13 protein-coding genes and 1 pseudogene are annotated in these 15,604 nt (G+C 71.0%); 9 read left to right on the top strand and 5 right to left on the bottom strand.

Translation table 11 applies throughout. The annotated features are described in order from the left end of the window. Positions 1-90: 90 nt before the first annotated feature. Both KIS93_RS56645 and KIS93_RS56640 read right to left on the bottom strand, forming a co-directional pair. Positions 91-2,337: a glycoside hydrolase family 65 protein gene (locus KIS93_RS56645; RefSeq protein WP_080039370.1), complete on the bottom strand. Its 2,247-nt coding sequence runs from the start codon at positions 2,335-2,337 to the stop codon at positions 91-93. Beyond that, positions 2,334-3,083, bottom strand: a complete 750-nt coding sequence (locus KIS93_RS56640) for an HAD family hydrolase (protein ID WP_080046801.1) — start codon at positions 3,081-3,083, stop codon at positions 2,334-2,336. Before KIS93_RS56640 ends, KIS93_RS56645 begins: the two co-directional genes overlap by 4 nt. A 312-nt stretch (positions 3,084-3,395) precedes the next feature. Here KIS93_RS56640 and KIS93_RS66810 point away from each other — a divergent pair, with 312 nt between their 5' ends. Beyond that, the gene (locus tag KIS93_RS66810; protein WP_155127594.1) at positions 3,396-3,548 is read left to right on the top strand and encodes a WS/DGAT domain-containing protein; all 153 of its coding nucleotides are present in this window, start codon (positions 3,396-3,398) and stop codon (positions 3,546-3,548) included. 299 nt (positions 3,549-3,847) lie between these two features. Further along, positions 3,848-5,452 (top strand): hypothetical protein, encoded by a 1,605-nt coding sequence (locus tag KIS93_RS56630; RefSeq protein WP_080039368.1) that lies wholly within the window; start codon positions 3,848-3,850, stop codon positions 5,450-5,452. A gap of 135 nt (positions 5,453-5,587) precedes the next feature. On the opposite strand, the gene KIS93_RS56625 is transcribed toward KIS93_RS56630, so the two are convergent. Both KIS93_RS56625 and KIS93_RS56620 read right to left on the bottom strand, forming a co-directional pair. Beyond that, the gene (locus KIS93_RS56625; RefSeq protein ID WP_080046800.1) at positions 5,588-6,649 is read right to left on the bottom strand and encodes a CHAT domain-containing protein; all 1,062 of its coding nucleotides are present in this window, start codon (positions 6,647-6,649) and stop codon (positions 5,588-5,590) included. A gap of 178 nt (positions 6,650-6,827) precedes the next feature. Continuing rightward, complete coding sequence (locus KIS93_RS56620; protein WP_080039367.1) at positions 6,828-7,163, bottom strand: ArsR/SmtB family transcription factor; 336 nt, start codon at positions 7,161-7,163, stop codon at positions 6,828-6,830. A gap of 80 nt (positions 7,164-7,243) precedes the next feature. On the opposite strand from KIS93_RS56620, the gene KIS93_RS56615 reads away from it, so the two are divergent. The 5 genes and pseudogenes from KIS93_RS56615 to KIS93_RS56595 all read left to right on the top strand — a co-directional run bounded on the left by KIS93_RS56615 (position 7,244) and on the right by KIS93_RS56595 (position 12,885). Further along, complete coding sequence (locus tag KIS93_RS56615) at positions 7,244-8,341, top strand: flavin-containing monooxygenase (protein ID WP_222108067.1); 1,098 nt, start codon at positions 7,244-7,246, stop codon at positions 8,339-8,341. 227 nt (positions 8,342-8,568) lie between these two features. Next, the gene (locus KIS93_RS56610; RefSeq protein WP_230466500.1) at positions 8,569-9,879 is read left to right on the top strand and encodes an FAD-dependent oxidoreductase; all 1,311 of its coding nucleotides are present in this window, start codon (positions 8,569-8,571) and stop codon (positions 9,877-9,879) included. A gap of 273 nt (positions 9,880-10,152) precedes the next feature. Then, entirely contained in the window at positions 10,153-11,388 is a 1,236-nt protein-coding gene (locus KIS93_RS56605; RefSeq protein WP_080039365.1) for an MFS transporter, read from the top strand. A gap of 32 nt (positions 11,389-11,420) precedes the next feature. Next, positions 11,421-11,759, top strand: a pseudogene (locus tag KIS93_RS56600) (metalloregulator ArsR/SmtB family transcription factor); the annotation flags it as partial. Between the two features lie 55 nt (positions 11,760-11,814). Further along, complete coding sequence (locus KIS93_RS56595) at positions 11,815-12,885, top strand: ArsO family NAD(P)H-dependent flavin-containing monooxygenase (protein WP_080039363.1); 1,071 nt, start codon at positions 11,815-11,817, stop codon at positions 12,883-12,885. A 65-nt stretch (positions 12,886-12,950) separates the two neighbouring features. On the opposite strand, the gene KIS93_RS56590 is transcribed toward KIS93_RS56595, so the two are convergent. Then, positions 12,951-13,910, bottom strand: a complete 960-nt coding sequence (locus KIS93_RS56590) for a sulfite exporter TauE/SafE family protein (protein ID WP_230466234.1) — start codon at positions 13,908-13,910, stop codon at positions 12,951-12,953. Positions 13,911-14,001: 91 nt separating this feature from the next. On the opposite strand from KIS93_RS56590, the gene KIS93_RS56585 reads away from it, so the two are divergent. Together KIS93_RS56585 and KIS93_RS56580 are read left to right on the top strand one after the other, a co-directional pair. Next, a complete protein-coding gene (locus tag KIS93_RS56585; RefSeq protein WP_155127588.1) occupies positions 14,002-14,271 on the top strand; it encodes a hypothetical protein in 270 nt (89 codons plus the stop codon). Between the two features lie 17 nt (positions 14,272-14,288). Continuing rightward, positions 14,289-15,500, top strand: coding sequence for a M28 family metallopeptidase (locus KIS93_RS56580; protein ID WP_230466233.1), 1,212 nt, complete (start codon positions 14,289-14,291; stop codon positions 15,498-15,500). Positions 15,501-15,604 lie beyond the last annotated feature (104 nt).

Here is a 15,604-nt window from a genome sequence, read left to right as displayed (position 1 = left end):
GAGATCCGGGACACGCTCCCCAAGACGGCCAACGGCAAGATCGCGAAACTGGAGCTGGTGGGAATCCCGCCCGACGCCGGGGCCAGGTTCTCACACCGCCGGTTGAGCGATGGTGGTGCTGGATCCGCGCGACAGCGTGACGCCGTCCACGCGTGTCTGCTCGTGGTCGGCCTCGATGGCGAGCCGCCGCCCGCGAAACAGGACCGGCAGTGACAACGAGCCGAGCCGTTCCGGCAGGAGGGGGTCGAGCCGCAGGCCGTCCGGCCGGAGTTCCAGGCCCAGGTAGCAGCGCTGCAGCATGTCCAGCGTGCCGGCCATGGCGCCCAGGTGGATGCCCTCGGCGGTGGTGCCGCCCTGGACGTCGTACACGTCGCTGATCAGTGCTTCGGCGAAGAACTGCCAGGACCGGGCGCGGTCGGAGCGGGCCAGCACCCAGGCGTGCACGACGGCGCTGAGCGTGGAACCGTGGCTGGTGCGGTCCAGGTAGTAGGAGATCGTCCGGGGGATCAGACCGGGATCGGCCGGGTAGCCGAGCCGGGCCAGGATCGCCTGGATCTCCTGCTCGGTCAGCAGATAGAACACCATCAGCGTGTCGGCCTGCTTGGACGCCTGGTAACGGTTGACGTCGTCGCCGTCCGCCTCCAGCGCCCGGTCCAGCCGGCGCACGCCCTTGTAGCGGCTCCAGTCGAGCTCGGCGAGGTCGGCATAACCGGTGAACTGGCTGATGACACCGTCATGGAAGTCGACGCGCATGCGCCGCGTGATGTCCTCCCACCGGGCAGCCTCGGTGGGATCGGCCACGCCGAGTTCCAGGGCGCGGGACAGCAGCCACACGGTCATGATGTTGGTGTAGGCGTTGTTGTCCAGGCCGGGAGTGCCGGCGCCGGGGTAGGCGGTGTGGTACTCGTCAGGGCCCATGACGCCGTGGATCTCGTACCGGCCCGAGGCGGGGGCGAGCACGGCGAGAGAGGCGAAGAAGCGGGCGATCTCGGTCAGCAGTTCCGCACACCAAGGGGCCATGGAGCCGGTGGCCAGGTGGTGCTGCCACACGTTGTAGGCGATGGCCAGGCCGACGTGACGCTGCAGGTGGGAGACGTCCGGGAGCCAGCGTCCCGACGCGGGGTTGAGGTGGAACGTCTGGGTCTCCTCGCGGCCGTCGCTGCCGCTCTGCCAGGGGAACATGGCGCCGTCGAATCCGGCCGCCCGGGCCGCGGCCCTGGCCTCGGGCAGGCGGCGCCAGCGGTAGCGCAGCAGGCCGAGCGAGACCTCGGGGAAGCGCAGGTTGAGCCAGGGCAGCACGAACAGCTCGTCCCAGAACACGTGCCCCCGGTACGCCTCCCCGTGCAGGCCACGCGCGGGCACGCCGACGTCCAGGTCGACGGTGTGCGGGCTGAGCGTCTGCAGCAGGTGGAAGACGTGCAGGTGGACGATCTGCGCCAGCTCCCACCCGTCCACGTCCAGCCGGGCCCGTTCCCACAGCCGCTCCCATGCCGCCTCGTGGGCGGCCAGCAGTTCGCCGAAGCCGGGGGCCTGCCGGGCCCGGCGCAGGGCGGCCGAGAGCGGGTCGTGGACGGCGGGATCGCGAGACGTCACCAAGGCGACGATCTTCGTCAGCGTCGCCGGCTCGCCCTCGACGAGGTCGAGCAGGTGATCGGTGCCGACGCGGCCGGGCTCCTCGGAGACCGAGCCGGGAACGGCCGCGTCCGTGCGTGCGGCGAGGGCGACGGTGATCCGGGAGGAGCGGGTCGTCGTGGTCAGCCAGGTCAGCTCGTTCTCGGTGCCGGTGCTGTGGCACGTCAGGTGGTCGCCGCGCAGGTCGCGGTAGCGGGCGACGCCGCGGTTAGTGACCCGTCCGTCCAGACGGTTTCGGACGCGGAGCGTACCGGACCAGTTCTCGGCGATGAACGTGGTCTCCAGCGCGGCCAGGGCCGGATCGGCCATGGACACCAGGCGGCGTTGCCGTACCCGGGTGACGCGGCCTTCGTCGTCGTGCCAGCGCAGCGTCCGCAGCAGCACGCCATGCCGCAGGTCGAGTTCCTGCCGGTAGTCCAGCAGATCCGCGTTCTCAGGCCTGAACCAGTCCGAGCCCGGCGTGGCGAAGCTCAGCGGCAGCCAGTCGGGCAGGTTGACCAGGTCCTCGTTGACCACCGTACGGCCCGCGACCTCGGAGGCCAGCCGGTCGTAGCAGCCGGCCCGATAGGTGCCGGGCGATCGGGCCAGCCCGTCGGGGGTGGCACCGCGGGTGGCCCATCGGCCGTTGCCGAGCGTGCACAGCGCCTCCCGCAGCCCTTCCGAGGCGGGATCGTAGCCCTCGTAGGCCAGCACCCACGGGTTCATCGCGGGCTCACCGGGACACGGCCGGCCACATCCAGCTCGGCCAGGTCCGGCACGACGACGTCCGCGCCCGCGCGCCGCAGCCCGGCCGCCTGCGAGCCGCTCCGGTCCACCCCCACCACCAGCCCGAAGCCGCCCCGCCGCCCGGCCTCCACCCCGGGCAGCGCGTCCTCCACGACCGCCGCCTCCTCCGCGGCCACGCCGAGACGCCGGGCGGCCTCGAGGAACAGCGCGGGATCGGGCTTGCCCGGCAGGCCGAGCCGCGCCGAGTCGTTACCGTCGACCACCACGTCGAACAGGTGCATGAGACCCGCCGAGGCCACGACCAGGCGGCAGTGCTTGCTGGCCGAGACCGCCGCGGCCCGGCAGCCGCGCCGCCTCAGCTCGTGCAGGAGCGCGACCGTGGAAGGGAAGGCCGCCACTCCGTCCCGGGTGACCTGCCGGACGAACAGCGCGTCCTTGGCCCGGCCCAGGCCGTGCACGGTCGCCGCGCCCGGCTCGTCGTCCGGACCGCCCTCGGGCAGCGTGATGCCGCGCGAGGCCAGGAACGTGCGGACCCCGTCGAGCCGCGGCCGGCCGTCCACGTGGCGCAGATAGTCGCCACGGACGTCGAACGGCGCGGAGCGTCCGCGCAGGAAATGATCGAACACGTGCTTCCACGCGGCGGCGTGCACCCGGGCCGTGTCGGTGACGACGCCGTCGGTGTCGAAGATCACGGCTCGCAGCCTGGTCAGGTCGAGAGCGGCCATGGCGGTGACGTTACCCATCCACGTCCGGCATCAGACAGGGCCGTTCGTCCCCTGTGCCGGCGCCCTCCGGCCCTGCGCCGGGCACGTTTCGCGGCGTTCGATGAAGGTGAGGGAGGTCCACATGATCATCGCAGGAGTCGACGGCTCAGTGGTCTCGCGGCCCTCCCTGTCACTGGGCCTCCTGAACGACGGATGACGGAGATCGCCGTCCTGCTGGCCGAGCACTAGAGAGCGGTCGCGCAGGCCTCGGCGGCCGGTCTGGTCGGCCCGATGTTCCGGGCACTGGCCGTGGCGCGGCTCTACCGCTAGTATCTGCGCGGCCAGCGCCGCATCCACACCCTGGTCAGCAACGTACGCAGCCCCGACCGCCCGTTGGCCGTCGCGGGAGCCGCCATCCGCCAGGTCATCCCCGTGGCGGTCGCCGAGAACGGCAACGTGACGGTGAGCTTCGAGATCCTCTCCTAGCGCCCACACGGGCTCCGCAAGAGCGCCCCTGAAGGAGTTCGGGGGCGCTCGACATGAGCCTGCGGAAATGCTAGATCGCTGATCGGGAGCGGTATCGACCGCTAGCAGAGCCGCTAGATTTAGCGAGCGAGCCTCAGACCGCCGAGCGGGGTCCGCGGTGGTTACGCACCGTTGATGGGCGGCGGCGTGACAGTTTTGTGCTTGTGGTGGTTTGAAGGTGGATGGCGGGAGGTCGCGGCTACCGTCCGAGGTGGAGTCAACGCTTGGGGTGACCGGGTTCAGTGGCCGGGAGGTCAGCCATGGCTTCGGTATCGGCGCTTCTCGCCAAGCACACCGCGTTCCGGCTGTCGTGCGTGGATCGCATCTTCGCCCAGGGGTACGTTCCTGGCCTGCAGACGGAGGGCATGGTGGTGCGCTTCTTGCTGCACCGCGGATACCCGATCCCGTCCCCGGCCGGGCTCGGCGTCATCCACGAGCGGCTGATCGCCGACATCCACGACTACGCCGCCGCGCACGACATCGCGATGGAGCACTTCCCGCGCCGGGCGTGCAAGGAGGACATCGTCGCGCCGTACCTGCGGGCGGCGGCCGAGACCGGCCGGGACAGCGTCGTCTACATCGGCATCGCGCAGGAGCGGGTGTCGGGCTGGCGCGGGTTCCGGCGAGGCGGTTCGGACCGTCATCCGCACTTCTGCTACCGGCGGCAGGCACTGTGGGTAAACCATTACTACTTCTATGTGTGGGACCGCCGTTTCGGGCCGGGCTTCTTCAAGCTCTGCCCGTACGCGCCCTACCCCGTCTGGGCCTGGTGCAACGGCCACGAATGGCTCAAGCAGCAGTTGATCGCGGCCGGTGTCGCCTTCCGCGCCCTGGACAACGGCATCCGCGACTGCGCCGAGCCGCGCGCCGCCCAGCACCTGGCCGACACCCTGGACGCCGGGCACGTGCGCGGCTTCCTCAACCGCTGGCTGTCGCGCCTGCCCAGCCCGCTCACCGGCGCGGATCAGGCAGCCGGATTCGGCTACGACTGGTCCATCCGCCAGATCGAGTTCTCCGACACCGCGGTGTTCGACCAGCCGGCCAACGGCCGCGCCTGGTTCGACGCGGCGATCAAGGAGCATCTGGACCTGGGCCGGCCGGAGAAGGTCACCCTGGTGGTCGACCGGCGCATCATGCCGAACACCCCGGGCCGGTTCGCCACCCAGGTCATCACCCGGGACATCGACCCCACCATTCAGATCCACTACAAGTCCTCCAAGGTCAAGGCCTACCTCAAGGACGGACGCGCGCTCCGGGTGGAGACCACCATCAACAACCCCCGCGATTTCGGCGTCAGGAAACCGCTGACCGTCGAGAACTGGACCGCGCTGCGCCAGGCCGGCACCGCAGTCAACACCCGGTTCCTCGACGCGGTCGGCCGCGGCGCACCACCGCCGCCCGACGTGACCACCCTGCAGCAGGTGGTCCTCCCCTCCACCCACGAGGGGCTCCGGGCACCAGGACTACGCTTCGGAGATCCGCGGGTGATGGCCCTGCTCGCCACCCTGGCCACTTTCGGCCACCTCATCGGCGGCCTGACCAACGCCACCCTGGTCGCCGCCATGCAGCCGCAGCTCGACCACCCTTACACTCGCCAGCAGGCCACCTACGACCTGCGCCGATTACGCCGCAAGGGCCTCATCGAACGCCTGCCCGGGCACAACCGCTACCGCATCACCCCCTACGGACGGCAGATCGCCTGCTTCTTCACCAAACTATCGGCCCGCGTCGTCGTCCCCACTCTGACCGACCTGGACCAGCTCTCCGCCCCGGATCGGCCCGCCGGCCGGCCCCTCAGCCGGGCCTGGCGCTACTACGAACGCACCCTCACCGAACTCCTCACCACCGCCGGGCTCACCACATGACAGCACCCAAGCCCTGGGCCATTCCCAGGCTCAAACGTGACTCGTTTGCCCACTTCTAGATCAACAAGAGTTCTAGATCAACAAGAGTTCTAGATCAACAAGAGTTCTAGCGGCACAAGCGCTAGATCTAGGCCCTCACTCGACGGGCTTGACGAGCCACGCGGAGGAGGGATCGACATTGTCGGCGTAGGCCAGCATCGGGAGCTCTGCTCCGGACAACCCGGCCAGTTCCAGTGCCGCCTGTGCTGAGAGATGGGCCGATCGTACTGACTGTCCATTCGCAAGGGCGGCGTAGAACTGGGCGGCATAGGTGATCGCATCGCCGTCCTGGATTTCGCCGGTCATGCCGATGGCGAACGGCGCGACGTGCTCGACAAGATGCTCAATCTGAGCTGCGGAGTTGCAGGAGTTCAGCAGCACCAGGAGCGGTGGTTCATCGGCGGCTTGGACCGCAGAGGCGAATGCCCGGCCGGAGACGATGAAGCCCTCATGGCGCTCATCGCGTTCATCTTCGAACCAGATCAGGTCCTCGGTGCTGTGCCCGGAAAAGTGCACGACGTGGGGCCGGAACTTGGTAATGCCATCCAGCAGGTCGGCAGTGGTCGCGGCGGGCCGGACGTCGAGTACGACCTGGTCACGGTGCAGGGCCGATTCAACGGCGGAGCGTATGCGCTTCTGCTCGCGCCCTACACGCAGGTCCCCTGCTGAAGCGGCGCCCAGGAGCAGGATCCGGAGCTTCTCCGGCTTGGGGGCTCGCAATTCACGCATCGCGGTGGTCACGATCGACTCCGTTCGGTTCATGCGGTGCTGGAGGGATGCGGTTTCGGCCGCACGCAGGCGGTCAGCCCGCTGTTGTTCACGCTGGCGGCGGCGCTCGGCCGCGTCAGCTTCGGATTGCTCCGCTTTGGCAAGCTTGGCCTGCAAGTCCGCTTCAGACTTGCCGTACACCCCTGCTCTGCTCTCCCAGCGGATGGCGTCCTTGCCAGCCGCTGCAGCAGCCTGATCAGCGCGTTGCGCTTCGCGTAGCTTGCTGGCTCTGGTGGTGTTGCTCTTGGCCTTCTCCGCCGCTGCTCGTGCTTTGCTCGCCGCGTTCCGCTTCTCTGTTTCCTTGCTGCGGTACTTCGCCGCGTTCTTCTCCGCGTCAAGACGCTGTTTGCGTTTGTTCTCCAGTTGCCTGCGGTACTGGCTCGCGCTCACCACCAACTCCCCTTCAGCTTGTGCTGGCATGCCGCTACGGATTTCTAGGAGAGTACGGCTGTGTGCTGACATTTTTGGCTCGACTACAGAGCTGCGCCACGCGGCTGCTGTCCGGCAGTTCTGCGGTAGGACTTCCGCCACCGGTTCGGCTGGTTGAGCTCGCTCCGACAACAGACGGTCAGCAGCAGAATTTCAGGTAGTTCTGCAGGTCGCTGAGGATGCGGGCGACGCTGTCGCGGTCGCCTCGATACAGCACTTCCTTGCCGTCGCGGCGGGAGGTGACGATGCCGCCACGGCGAAGCAGGGCGAGTTGCTGGGAGGCGGCGGACTGGCTGATGCCGGCGCGTTCGGCGACTTGGTTGACCGACAGCTCGCTGCCTTGGGCGAACAGCAGCATGATCTGCTGGCGTCCCGGGTTGGCCAGGGCCTTGAGGAAGTCCTGGGTGGCCTGCGGCAGTTGCGGAACGCACGTGGCGCCCGTCGTCGCGGCTGGTGATGTCGTGGCCTCGGCCATGCTTGCTCCCTCCTATCCCCTGCACCTTACTCTCATACCAACTTATTGACATATTAGAAAATGGCGGTACGTTCTGCGACATGCCCATCGACAACGACCGCATCCTGATCATCGGAGCCGGGCAGTCCGGCCTGGCCGCCGCGCACGCCGCCCTGGAGCAGGGGCTGCAGCCCGTGCTGCTGGAGGCTTCAGACCGGGCGGCCGGGTCCTGGCCGCGCTACTACGACAGCCTCGCCCTGTTCTCCCCCGCCCGCTACAGCAGCCTGCCCGGCATGGGTTTCGGTGGCGACCCTGAGCGCTATCCATGCCGCGACGAGGTCGTCGCCTACCTGGAACGCTACGCCGCCGCCCTGATCGAGCGCGGCGCCGAGCTGCGTACCGGCACCCGCGTCGAGACCGTCCACGCCGCCGGCGAGCCGGGCAAGAGCGCCTTCCTCGTGCGCACGTCCGATGGGCAGGAGCTGACCGCCCCGGCCGTCATCGCGGCCAGCGGCTCCTTCGATCGCCCGCACCGGCCGCCCCTGCCCGGCCTGGACACCTTCGCCGGCCCGGTGCTGCACGTCGCCGACTACCGCTCGCCGGCCTCGCTGCCGGGCGAGCACGTCGTCGTGGTCGGAGCGGGCAACTCGGCGGTCCAGGTCGCCTACGAGCTGGCCGCCGAGCGCCGGGTGACGCTGGCCAGTCGAGCGCCGATCCGCTTCGTCGAGCAGCGCCCACTCGGCCGGGACCTGCACTTCTGGTTCCAAGTGACCGGGTTCGACCGCCTGCCGCTGGCGCGTGCGGACAACCCGCCCGCCTCGCCCGTCCTCGATGACGGCCGCTACCGCCGGGCGCTGCGCGAGGGCCGCTACACGCGTCGAGCGATGTTCATCCGGCTCGACGGCGATCATGCGGTCTGGCCCGACGGCCGGAGCGAACGCGTCGATGCGGTGCTGCTGGCCACCGGCTACCGGCCGAACCTGCCCTACCTTGCCGACCTGGGCGCGGTGAACGCCGGCGGGCATCCCCGCCAACGCCATGGCCTCTCCCTGAGCCATCCCGGCCTCGGCTACCTGGGCCTGGAGTGGCAGCGGACCCCCTCCTCCAACACGCTGCGCGGGGTCGGTGTCGACGCCCGCCGCGTCGTCGCCGCGCTCGCCCGCCACCTGCGCGAAAGCCGCCGGCCCGCCCGCGCGTGAGCGGCCCCATCGCCGCATGCCCACTGATTAGATGCTGATCTAATTTGACATTCCTCTAAATCCTCGGGCATCCTGCCATCGAGGCTACTTAGACAACCTTCAAAACAATGCGGACTCGCCTGGTTCGCGTAACGATGAGGAGAAGCGCCATGAGCGGATGCTGCGGTCCCACCGCTGTCGAACTGGAGCCCAGCCGCCAGGCCGCACAGCCCGGTGACTTGCCCACCGTGGTCATCGGCGCCGGCCCGGTCGGCCTGGCCGCGGCGGCCCACCTCACGGAACGGGGTCTCGACTTCGTTGTGCTGGAAGCGGGGGAGCAGGCCGGTGCGTCGGTGTCGCAGTGGGGACACGTCCGAGTGTTCAGCCCCTACCGGTACAACATCGACGCCGCCGCCCGCCGCCTGCTGGAGGCCGACGGCTGGAGCGCGCCCGACCCCGACTGGCTGCCGACCGGCGCCGAGCTCATCGACGACTACCTCGCCCCGCTGGCCAAGCTGTTCGGCGACAAGGTACGGCTCGGCGCGAAGGTGAGCGTGATCAGCCGCCTCGGCTACGACCGGGTCCGCACCGCCGGCCGCGACGACGCCCCGTTCCTGATCCGCCTGGCCGACGGCACCGAACTGACCGCCCGCGCGATCATCGACGCCTCCGGCACCTACACCAGCCCGAACGTGCTCGGCGCGAGCGGCCTGCCCGCTCACGGCGAGCACGAGGTGGTCGTCGACCACGCCCTGCCCGACGTGCTCGGCGCCGACCGTGACCGCTACGAGGGCAAGCGGGTGCTGGTCGTCGGTGCCGGCCACTCGGCCGCAACCACGCTGCTCGCCCTGACCGAGCTGGACGATACCCCGATCACCTGGGCGATCCGGGCCGGTGACGCCGCTCGCACCTATGGCGGTGGCGAGGCCGACGCGCTGCCGGCCCGAGGTGCGCTCGGCACCCGGCTGCGCGCCCACGTCGCCTCCGGCCGCATCCAGTTGCTGACCGGCTTCTTCACCCACCGCGTCCACGCCACCGGCCAAGGTGTCGAGGTGGTCAGCCGGGATCCGTCCGGCCGCGAGCAGAGCGTCACCGTGGACCGGATCGTGTCGGCCACCGGCTACCGTCCCGACCACTCCATCGCCTCCGAGCTGCGCCTGGACCTGGACCCGGTGCTCGGCTCCACCCGCGCCCTGGCCCCGCTGATCGACCCCAACCAGCACTCCTGCGGCACCGTCCCCGCCCACGGCGTGGACGAGCTGGCGCACCCCGAGCCCGGCTACTACGCGGTCGGCGTCAAGAGCTACGGCCGCGCGCCGACGTTCCTCATGGCCACCGGGTACGAGCAGGTCCGCTCGGTCGTGGCGGCGCTGGCCGGGGACTGGGAGGCGGCCCGGGACGTGCAACTCGACCTGCCCGAGACCGGCGTGTGCTCCTCCAATCTGGCCGAGGCCCAGGAACAGCGGGTCGGCCTGGCCACCGGCATCAGCGGCGGCCTGCTGTCGGCCCCGCTCCCCCTGGCCACGGTCTCCGCCGGCGACGGCGGCTGCTGCGGCTGAAAGGAACATCCCTGATGTCCGACGGCTATCCAACCGCCGCGCAGAAGGAGGCGCTACGCCTCATCTGCGACCACGAGCCGATGCCCGCCCACCGGCTGGCCGATGAGCTGGTCGCCGCCCGCAGGCCAGCACCAATCCCGGCTACGCGAAGGCGATCGCCCGGATGGCGGGAACGCTCGCCTGGCGGCTGCAGGCCCAGGGCTTCATCACCGAGACGGGCGCGGGCGGGTGGGCGACCACGGCCGAGGGCCGCGCGCTGATCGCCTGTCCGGCATGACTTCTCCCGCCGAGACCGCCGCCCTCGACCAGCAGGGCGGCGGTCCGCCACGTTCCGGACATGGCTGGCGGGTCGTCGCCGCGCTGGCCGTCACCCAGACCATCGGCTACGGCGTGCTCTATTACGCCTTCTCCGTCTTCCTGGCCCCGATGGCCCGTGACCTGCACGCCACGCCCGCGCAGATCGCCGCGGCACTCACCCTGTCCGTCCTCATCGCCGCGTTGTGCGCGCCGCTGGTCGGCCGCCTGCTGGACGCCCGTGGCGGGCGGGTCCTGATGACCATCGGGTCGCTGCTGGGCACCGTGGCGGTGCTGGCCTGGTCGCGGGTGGAGAGCCTGCCGCAGTTGTACGGGGTGTTCGCGCTCGTCGGCGTCGCCTGTTCCCTGGTGCTGTACGAAGCCGCGTTCGCCGTCATCGTCTCCCTCTACGCCGGTGACGAGCGCGGCCGGGCGAACGGGCTGCTGGCGCTGACCATTGTGGCCGGGTTCGCCTCCTCGATCTTCCTGCCGCTGACCGGTCTGCTGGTGGACCGGTACGGCTGGCGTACGGCACTGGTGATCCTGGCCCTGCTCTACGGCCTGGCGGCGATCCCGCTGCACGCCCTCGTGCTGCGCCGCGCCCGTACAGCGAGGAAGCAGGCGTCGGCCGCGGCGCAGGAGCGGGCCGCCATCGTCAAGGCGGCCACCCGCGCTCGGCCGTTCTGGCTGCTGGTGATCGCCTTCACCGTCAGCGGCGGCGCGGTCGCCACCGTGGCGGTCCTGCTCATCACCTACCTGATCCACCTCGGCCATCCGCCGGTGCTGGCCGCCACGCTGGCCGGGCTGCTGGGCGTGCTGTCGGTGACCGGGCGGCTGATCACCACCGGCCTGCAGACCCGGCTGCCCGCCGCCCTCATCGCCGCCGCCATCTTCGCCCTGCAAGGCGTGGCCGCCCTGCTGCTGCCGCTGATCGGCCGCAGCGTCGCCGGCGCGATCGGCGCGGTGCTGCTGTTCGGGCTGGGCTTCGGCATCGCCTCGATCACCCTGCCGCACCTGCTGGTCGGCCGCTACGGCACCGCCGCCTACGCCAGCCTGGCCGGCCGCATCGCGGTCTTCTCCGTCGCGGACAAGGCGCTGGCCCCGCTCGGCGCCCTCGCCCTGGCCCAGGCCGCGGGTTACGGCTGGGTGATGGGCGCGGTGGCCGCCGCCTGCGCGATCGCCGCGTTCGCGCTGGTCGCCTACCACCGCCTATAATTTCGACAGACTTCTAATCAGGAGGGGTTGTCATGACCGTCCCCACCGGCCAGTGCTGCGCCCCGATCGCCCGCGAACCGCTGGCCGAGGACACCGCCGCCGAGCTCGCTGTCATGCTCAAGGCGGTCGCCGACCCGGTCCGGCTGCGCCTGCTGTCGATGATCGGCTCTCACGCCGGCGGCGAGGCGTGCGTGTGCGACCTGACCGATGCCTTCGACCTGACCGCGCCCACCATCTCCCACCACCTCAAGGTGCTGCGCACGGCCGGGCTGATCGACGGGGAGCGGCGCGGCACCTGGGTCTACTACCGCATCATCCCCGAGGCGGTGAACCGGCTCGGCGCCCTGTTCACCCCGCTCACCGAGCCCGCTCTTGGGCCCGCCCCCAGCCTGCGGCAGGACGCACAGAGCTGGAGCTGCTGCCCGCATGACAGCCGGTCCCCGGCCCGTCGACGTCCTGGTGATCGGCGGCGGGCAGGCGGGCCTAGCCGCCGGCTACTACCTGCGCCGCGCGAAGGCCGACTTCGTCATCCTCGACGCCCAGGACAGCGTCGGCGGCGCTTGGCGGCACGCCTGGGACAGCCTGCGCCTGTTCTCCCCGGCCCAGTACAGCTCGCTGCCCGGCCGCATGATGCCCATCCCGCCCGGCGGCGGCTACCCGAGCGCCGCCGAGGTTGTCGCCTACCTGACCGACTACGAACGCCGCTACGACCTGCCGGTGCTGCGCCCGGTCACGGTGAACGCCGTGCGGCGCGGTGACGGCCGTCTCCTGGTCGAGACCGGCCACGGCACTTGGCAGGCCAAGGCGGTGGTCAGCGCGACCGGCACCTGGTGGCGCCCCTACATCCCGTACTATCCCGGCCTGCGCGACTTCGGCGGCGAGCACCTGCACACCGCCGGCTACCGAGGCCCCGAACCATTGCGCGGCAAGCGCGTGGTCATCGTCGGCGGCGGCAACTCCGCCGCCCAACTGCTGGCCGAGCTGACCGCCGTCGCCGAGGTCACCTGGGTGACCCAGCGGCCGCCGCGCCTGCTGCCGGACGACATCGACGGCCGCGTCCTGTTCGACCTGGCCACCCGCCGCCACCGCGCCACCCAGGCGGGCGAACAGGCGGGCGAGCCTGCGGCGGGCATCGCCGACCTGGGCGACATCGTCGCCGTCCCGCCGGTGCGCGAGGCCCGCGACCGCGGCGTGCTCAAGGCCGAGCCCATGTTCACCCACATCACCCCGGGCGGTGTCGCCTGGGCAGACGGCAGCACGCTGGCCTGCGACGTGATCCTGTGGTGCACCGGCTTCCGTCCCGCTCTGAGCCACCTCGCGCCCCTGGGCTTGCGCGGCCCGGACGGGCTCATCCCCACCCGCGGCACCCGGGCGGTGGGCGAGCCGCGCCTGCACCTGCTCGGTTACGGAGACTGGACCGGGCCCGCTTCGGCCACGTTGATCGGCGCGGGCCGTACAGCCCGGCAGATGGTCGCCGAGATCACCGCCCAGCGGTAGACGCGCGGTTGTGGACCTTGGCCTGATCTCTCGCTCGCACGTGGACAGGACGGTCGCCGTGAAGGTCAGGCGTGACGGGCCATCTTGACCGCTGAGATCAGCAGGATGGCGGCCAGGACGGGAACGAGGACGAGATCGGGGATCACGCCCAGCAGCAGGCCGCCGAGGAGGGCACCGGCAATGGAGCCGGCGACCATGATGAGAGTGAAGCGCACGTTGGCGCCCAGGACGGCGAAGCTGCCGTCCCGGCTGTAGCGGGCGAACGCGACCAGCATGGTGGGCAGCGACACCACCAGCGAGAGACTGCCCGCCGCCTTGACGTCAACGCCGTACAGCAACACGATCGCCGGAATCAGCAGCTCGCCGCCGGCCACGCCCATGGTGGCCGCCACCACCCCGATGCCGAACCCGGCCGCGACGCCGGTCACCGCCAGCGCTGCGCCGGGCAGGGCGAGCGATCCCAGGGCCGTGGTGTGGGTGAGCACGAGAGCGGCGGCCATGAGCACCATCAGAGCCGCGAGGACCTTGTAGAGGGTGGCGGTGCGCATCCGTACCGCCCACGAGGCTCCTGCCCAGGCGCCCAGCAGACTGCCGGCCAGCAAGTTGACCGCGACCGTCCAGTGCGCGGTCAGCTCGGCGAGGGGGACGGCGGCCAGCCGGGCCGGCAGCGCCACCAGTACCACGACCAGGCTCATCGCCTTGTTCACGATGACCGCCGATAGCGCGGCGAAGCCGAACAGGCCGATCAGCAGCGGCAGCCGGAACTCGGCGCCGCCCAGGCCGATCATCCCTCCTAACGCGCCTACCGCCGCGCCGGAGGCGAAGGCCAGCGGCAGCGAGCGCGTCGACGGCACGGGCAGGGTGCTGTCGTTTAGGGCCATAGCACCACGCTCCTTGCCCGGCTCGCTGCCCGCCGTGTCCGGCGCGATCCGCCCCTGGTGTCCGCTCACTAACCCTAAGCCGCAGTTGTCGGCGCCCGGTGCGTCACAGAGGATGATTCGATATTCGTCTATCTTGGCGCTCATCTAAGCAATATGAGATCGTGGCGCTGCTTAGACACCCATCTAACTCTTCGAGTGGCGGCCTACTCCCGTTCACCCGGCGAAGGAGACCACGATGACGAACCACACCAGCGGCGGCTTCACCGGTGACCTGGCGGAGGCGTTCACCCCGCCTGCCGCCGACGGTTGTTGCGGAGCCCCCGCCACCAGCGCCACCAGCGTGAGCGAGGCGGATCAGGCGGCCACGAGCTGCTGTGGCAGCACCGCCGTGGCCCAGGAGGCCGCCCAGTCCGGCTGCTGCGGCCAGGCCCCGGCGCCCGCCGCCACCCAGGCCCCCGCCGCCACCCAGGCCACGGACCCCACGTCCACCGGATGCTGCGGATGACCTCCACGCTTCCAGGCGTGGACCGGCCCGCAGCCGGTCTGTCGGCTCTGTTGAAGGCGGTGTCGGCGGGGCGGATGCAGGCCACGGTGCGCGAGCTGGCCGGTGACCGCTACGCCGGGCGACGCGTGGGCACACCCGGCGGCCAGGCCGCCGCCATCTGGCTCATCGAGCGGCTCGGCGAGCTGGGCGCCGCAACAGCGCTGTCCGGCTTCGACGTGGCCGGCGTGCGCGAGCTGTACGCCACGCCCGTCCTCGAATGGAGCACCAGCGGGCAGGCGCAGCGCCTGCAGCACCGCCGCGACTTCGTCGAACACCTCGCCTCCGCCGACCTGGCGCACACGCACTCCGCCCCGCTGGCCGCAGTCTCCGAGGCCGACCTGCACGGCCGGTGGGTGCTGGCCGGGGCCGCGGACTGGGGGCGAGCGTGCGAGCTTGCCGAGGCTCACGGTGCCGTAGGTGTGCTGACCGTGCGCGGCACCGACGCCGAGGGCTGGATGCCCAAGATGATCGCCGGGCCGCCCGCCCGGCAGGTGCCCGTCATCGCCCTGCGCACCGAGGTGCACGCCCGCCTGGCCGAAGCCCTGGCCAGCGGCCCGGTCCAGGTGACCGCCTCGATGCCGCTGCGGCAGATCACCACTCGCGGCCACAACGTCCACGCCCGCTTCCCCCACCCCGCTCAGGGCGATGCGAGCCGGGTACGGGTGCTGCTGAGCGCGCACTACGACGGCGTCGGTGACGACCCCGACCGCCGCCTGCCCGCAGCCGCGGACAACGCCTCCGGAGTGGCCGCGGTCCTGGAGGCCGCCCGCGTGCTGACCGCCGCTCCGCTGGGGGCGCTGGAGCTGATGGTGGCCTTCCTGGACGCGGAGGAGGCGGGGGCGTGGGGCTCGGCCCACCACGCCCCCACCCTGCCGCCGGACACGCTCGTGATCAACCTCGACGGTGCCGCGCAGCTGCACGAGGCCGCCGCTGTCGAGGCGGGCGGCCCCGCTCACGCGTTGCTGGCCACGCTGGACCGGGCCGCCCGCCTGACCGGCGTGCCGCTGAAGGCGGGCGCGATGGCCTCCGACAACCGCCGCTACGCCGCCGCCGGCCTGGCCGCGATCGGCGTCGGCATGGGAATGCCCGGCTACCAGACTCCGGCCGAGACCCCGGATCGCGTGCAGCCGGACACGCTGCTGACCGCAGCCCGGCTGCTGGTGGCGACCGTCATGCTGCTCATCACGTAGGAGGACCGCCAGAATGGGGAAACAGCTCCCCTCGCTCAGGCTATCGAGCCGGCCAAGGCCAGTTCGACGGCAAGCCGCAGAGCTGGCCGGTCCATGGTCAGGAC

This window comes from [Actinomadura] parvosata subsp. kistnae (genome assembly GCF_900323885.1).
Classification (GTDB): Bacteria; Actinomycetota; Actinomycetes; order Streptosporangiales; family Streptosporangiaceae; genus Nonomuraea; species Nonomuraea composti.
This window is presented reverse-complemented; position numbering and strand designations above follow the sequence as displayed.

Bases quoted from the DNA above. Each gene is read 5' to 3' on its own strand.
- KIS93_RS56630 (WP_080039368.1), top strand. From the start codon at position 3,848: ATGGCTTCGGTATCGGCGCTTCTCGCCAAGCACACCGCGTTCCGGCTG.
- KIS93_RS56645 (WP_080039370.1), bottom strand. From the start codon at position 2,337: ATGAACCCGTGGGTGCTGGCCTACGAGGGCTACGATCCCGCCTCGGAA.
- KIS93_RS56590 (WP_230466234.1), bottom strand. From the start codon at position 13,910: ATGAGCGCCAAGATAGACGAATATCGAATCATCCTCTGTGACGCACCG.
- KIS93_RS56620 (WP_080039367.1), bottom strand. From the start codon at position 7,163: ATGGCCGAGGCCACGACATCACCAGCCGCGACGACGGGCGCCACGTGC.
- KIS93_RS56640 (WP_080046801.1), bottom strand. From the start codon at position 3,083: ATGGCCGCTCTCGACCTGACCAGGCTGCGAGCCGTGATCTTCGACACC.
- KIS93_RS56595 (WP_080039363.1), top strand. From the start codon at position 11,815: ATGACAGCCGGTCCCCGGCCCGTCGACGTCCTGGTGATCGGCGGCGGG.
- KIS93_RS56615 (WP_222108067.1), top strand. From the start codon at position 7,244: ATGCCCATCGACAACGACCGCATCCTGATCATCGGAGCCGGGCAGTCC.
- KIS93_RS56585 (WP_155127588.1), top strand. From the start codon at position 14,002: ATGACGAACCACACCAGCGGCGGCTTCACCGGTGACCTGGCGGAGGCG.
- KIS93_RS56605 (WP_080039365.1), top strand. From the start codon at position 10,153: ATGACTTCTCCCGCCGAGACCGCCGCCCTCGACCAGCAGGGCGGCGGT.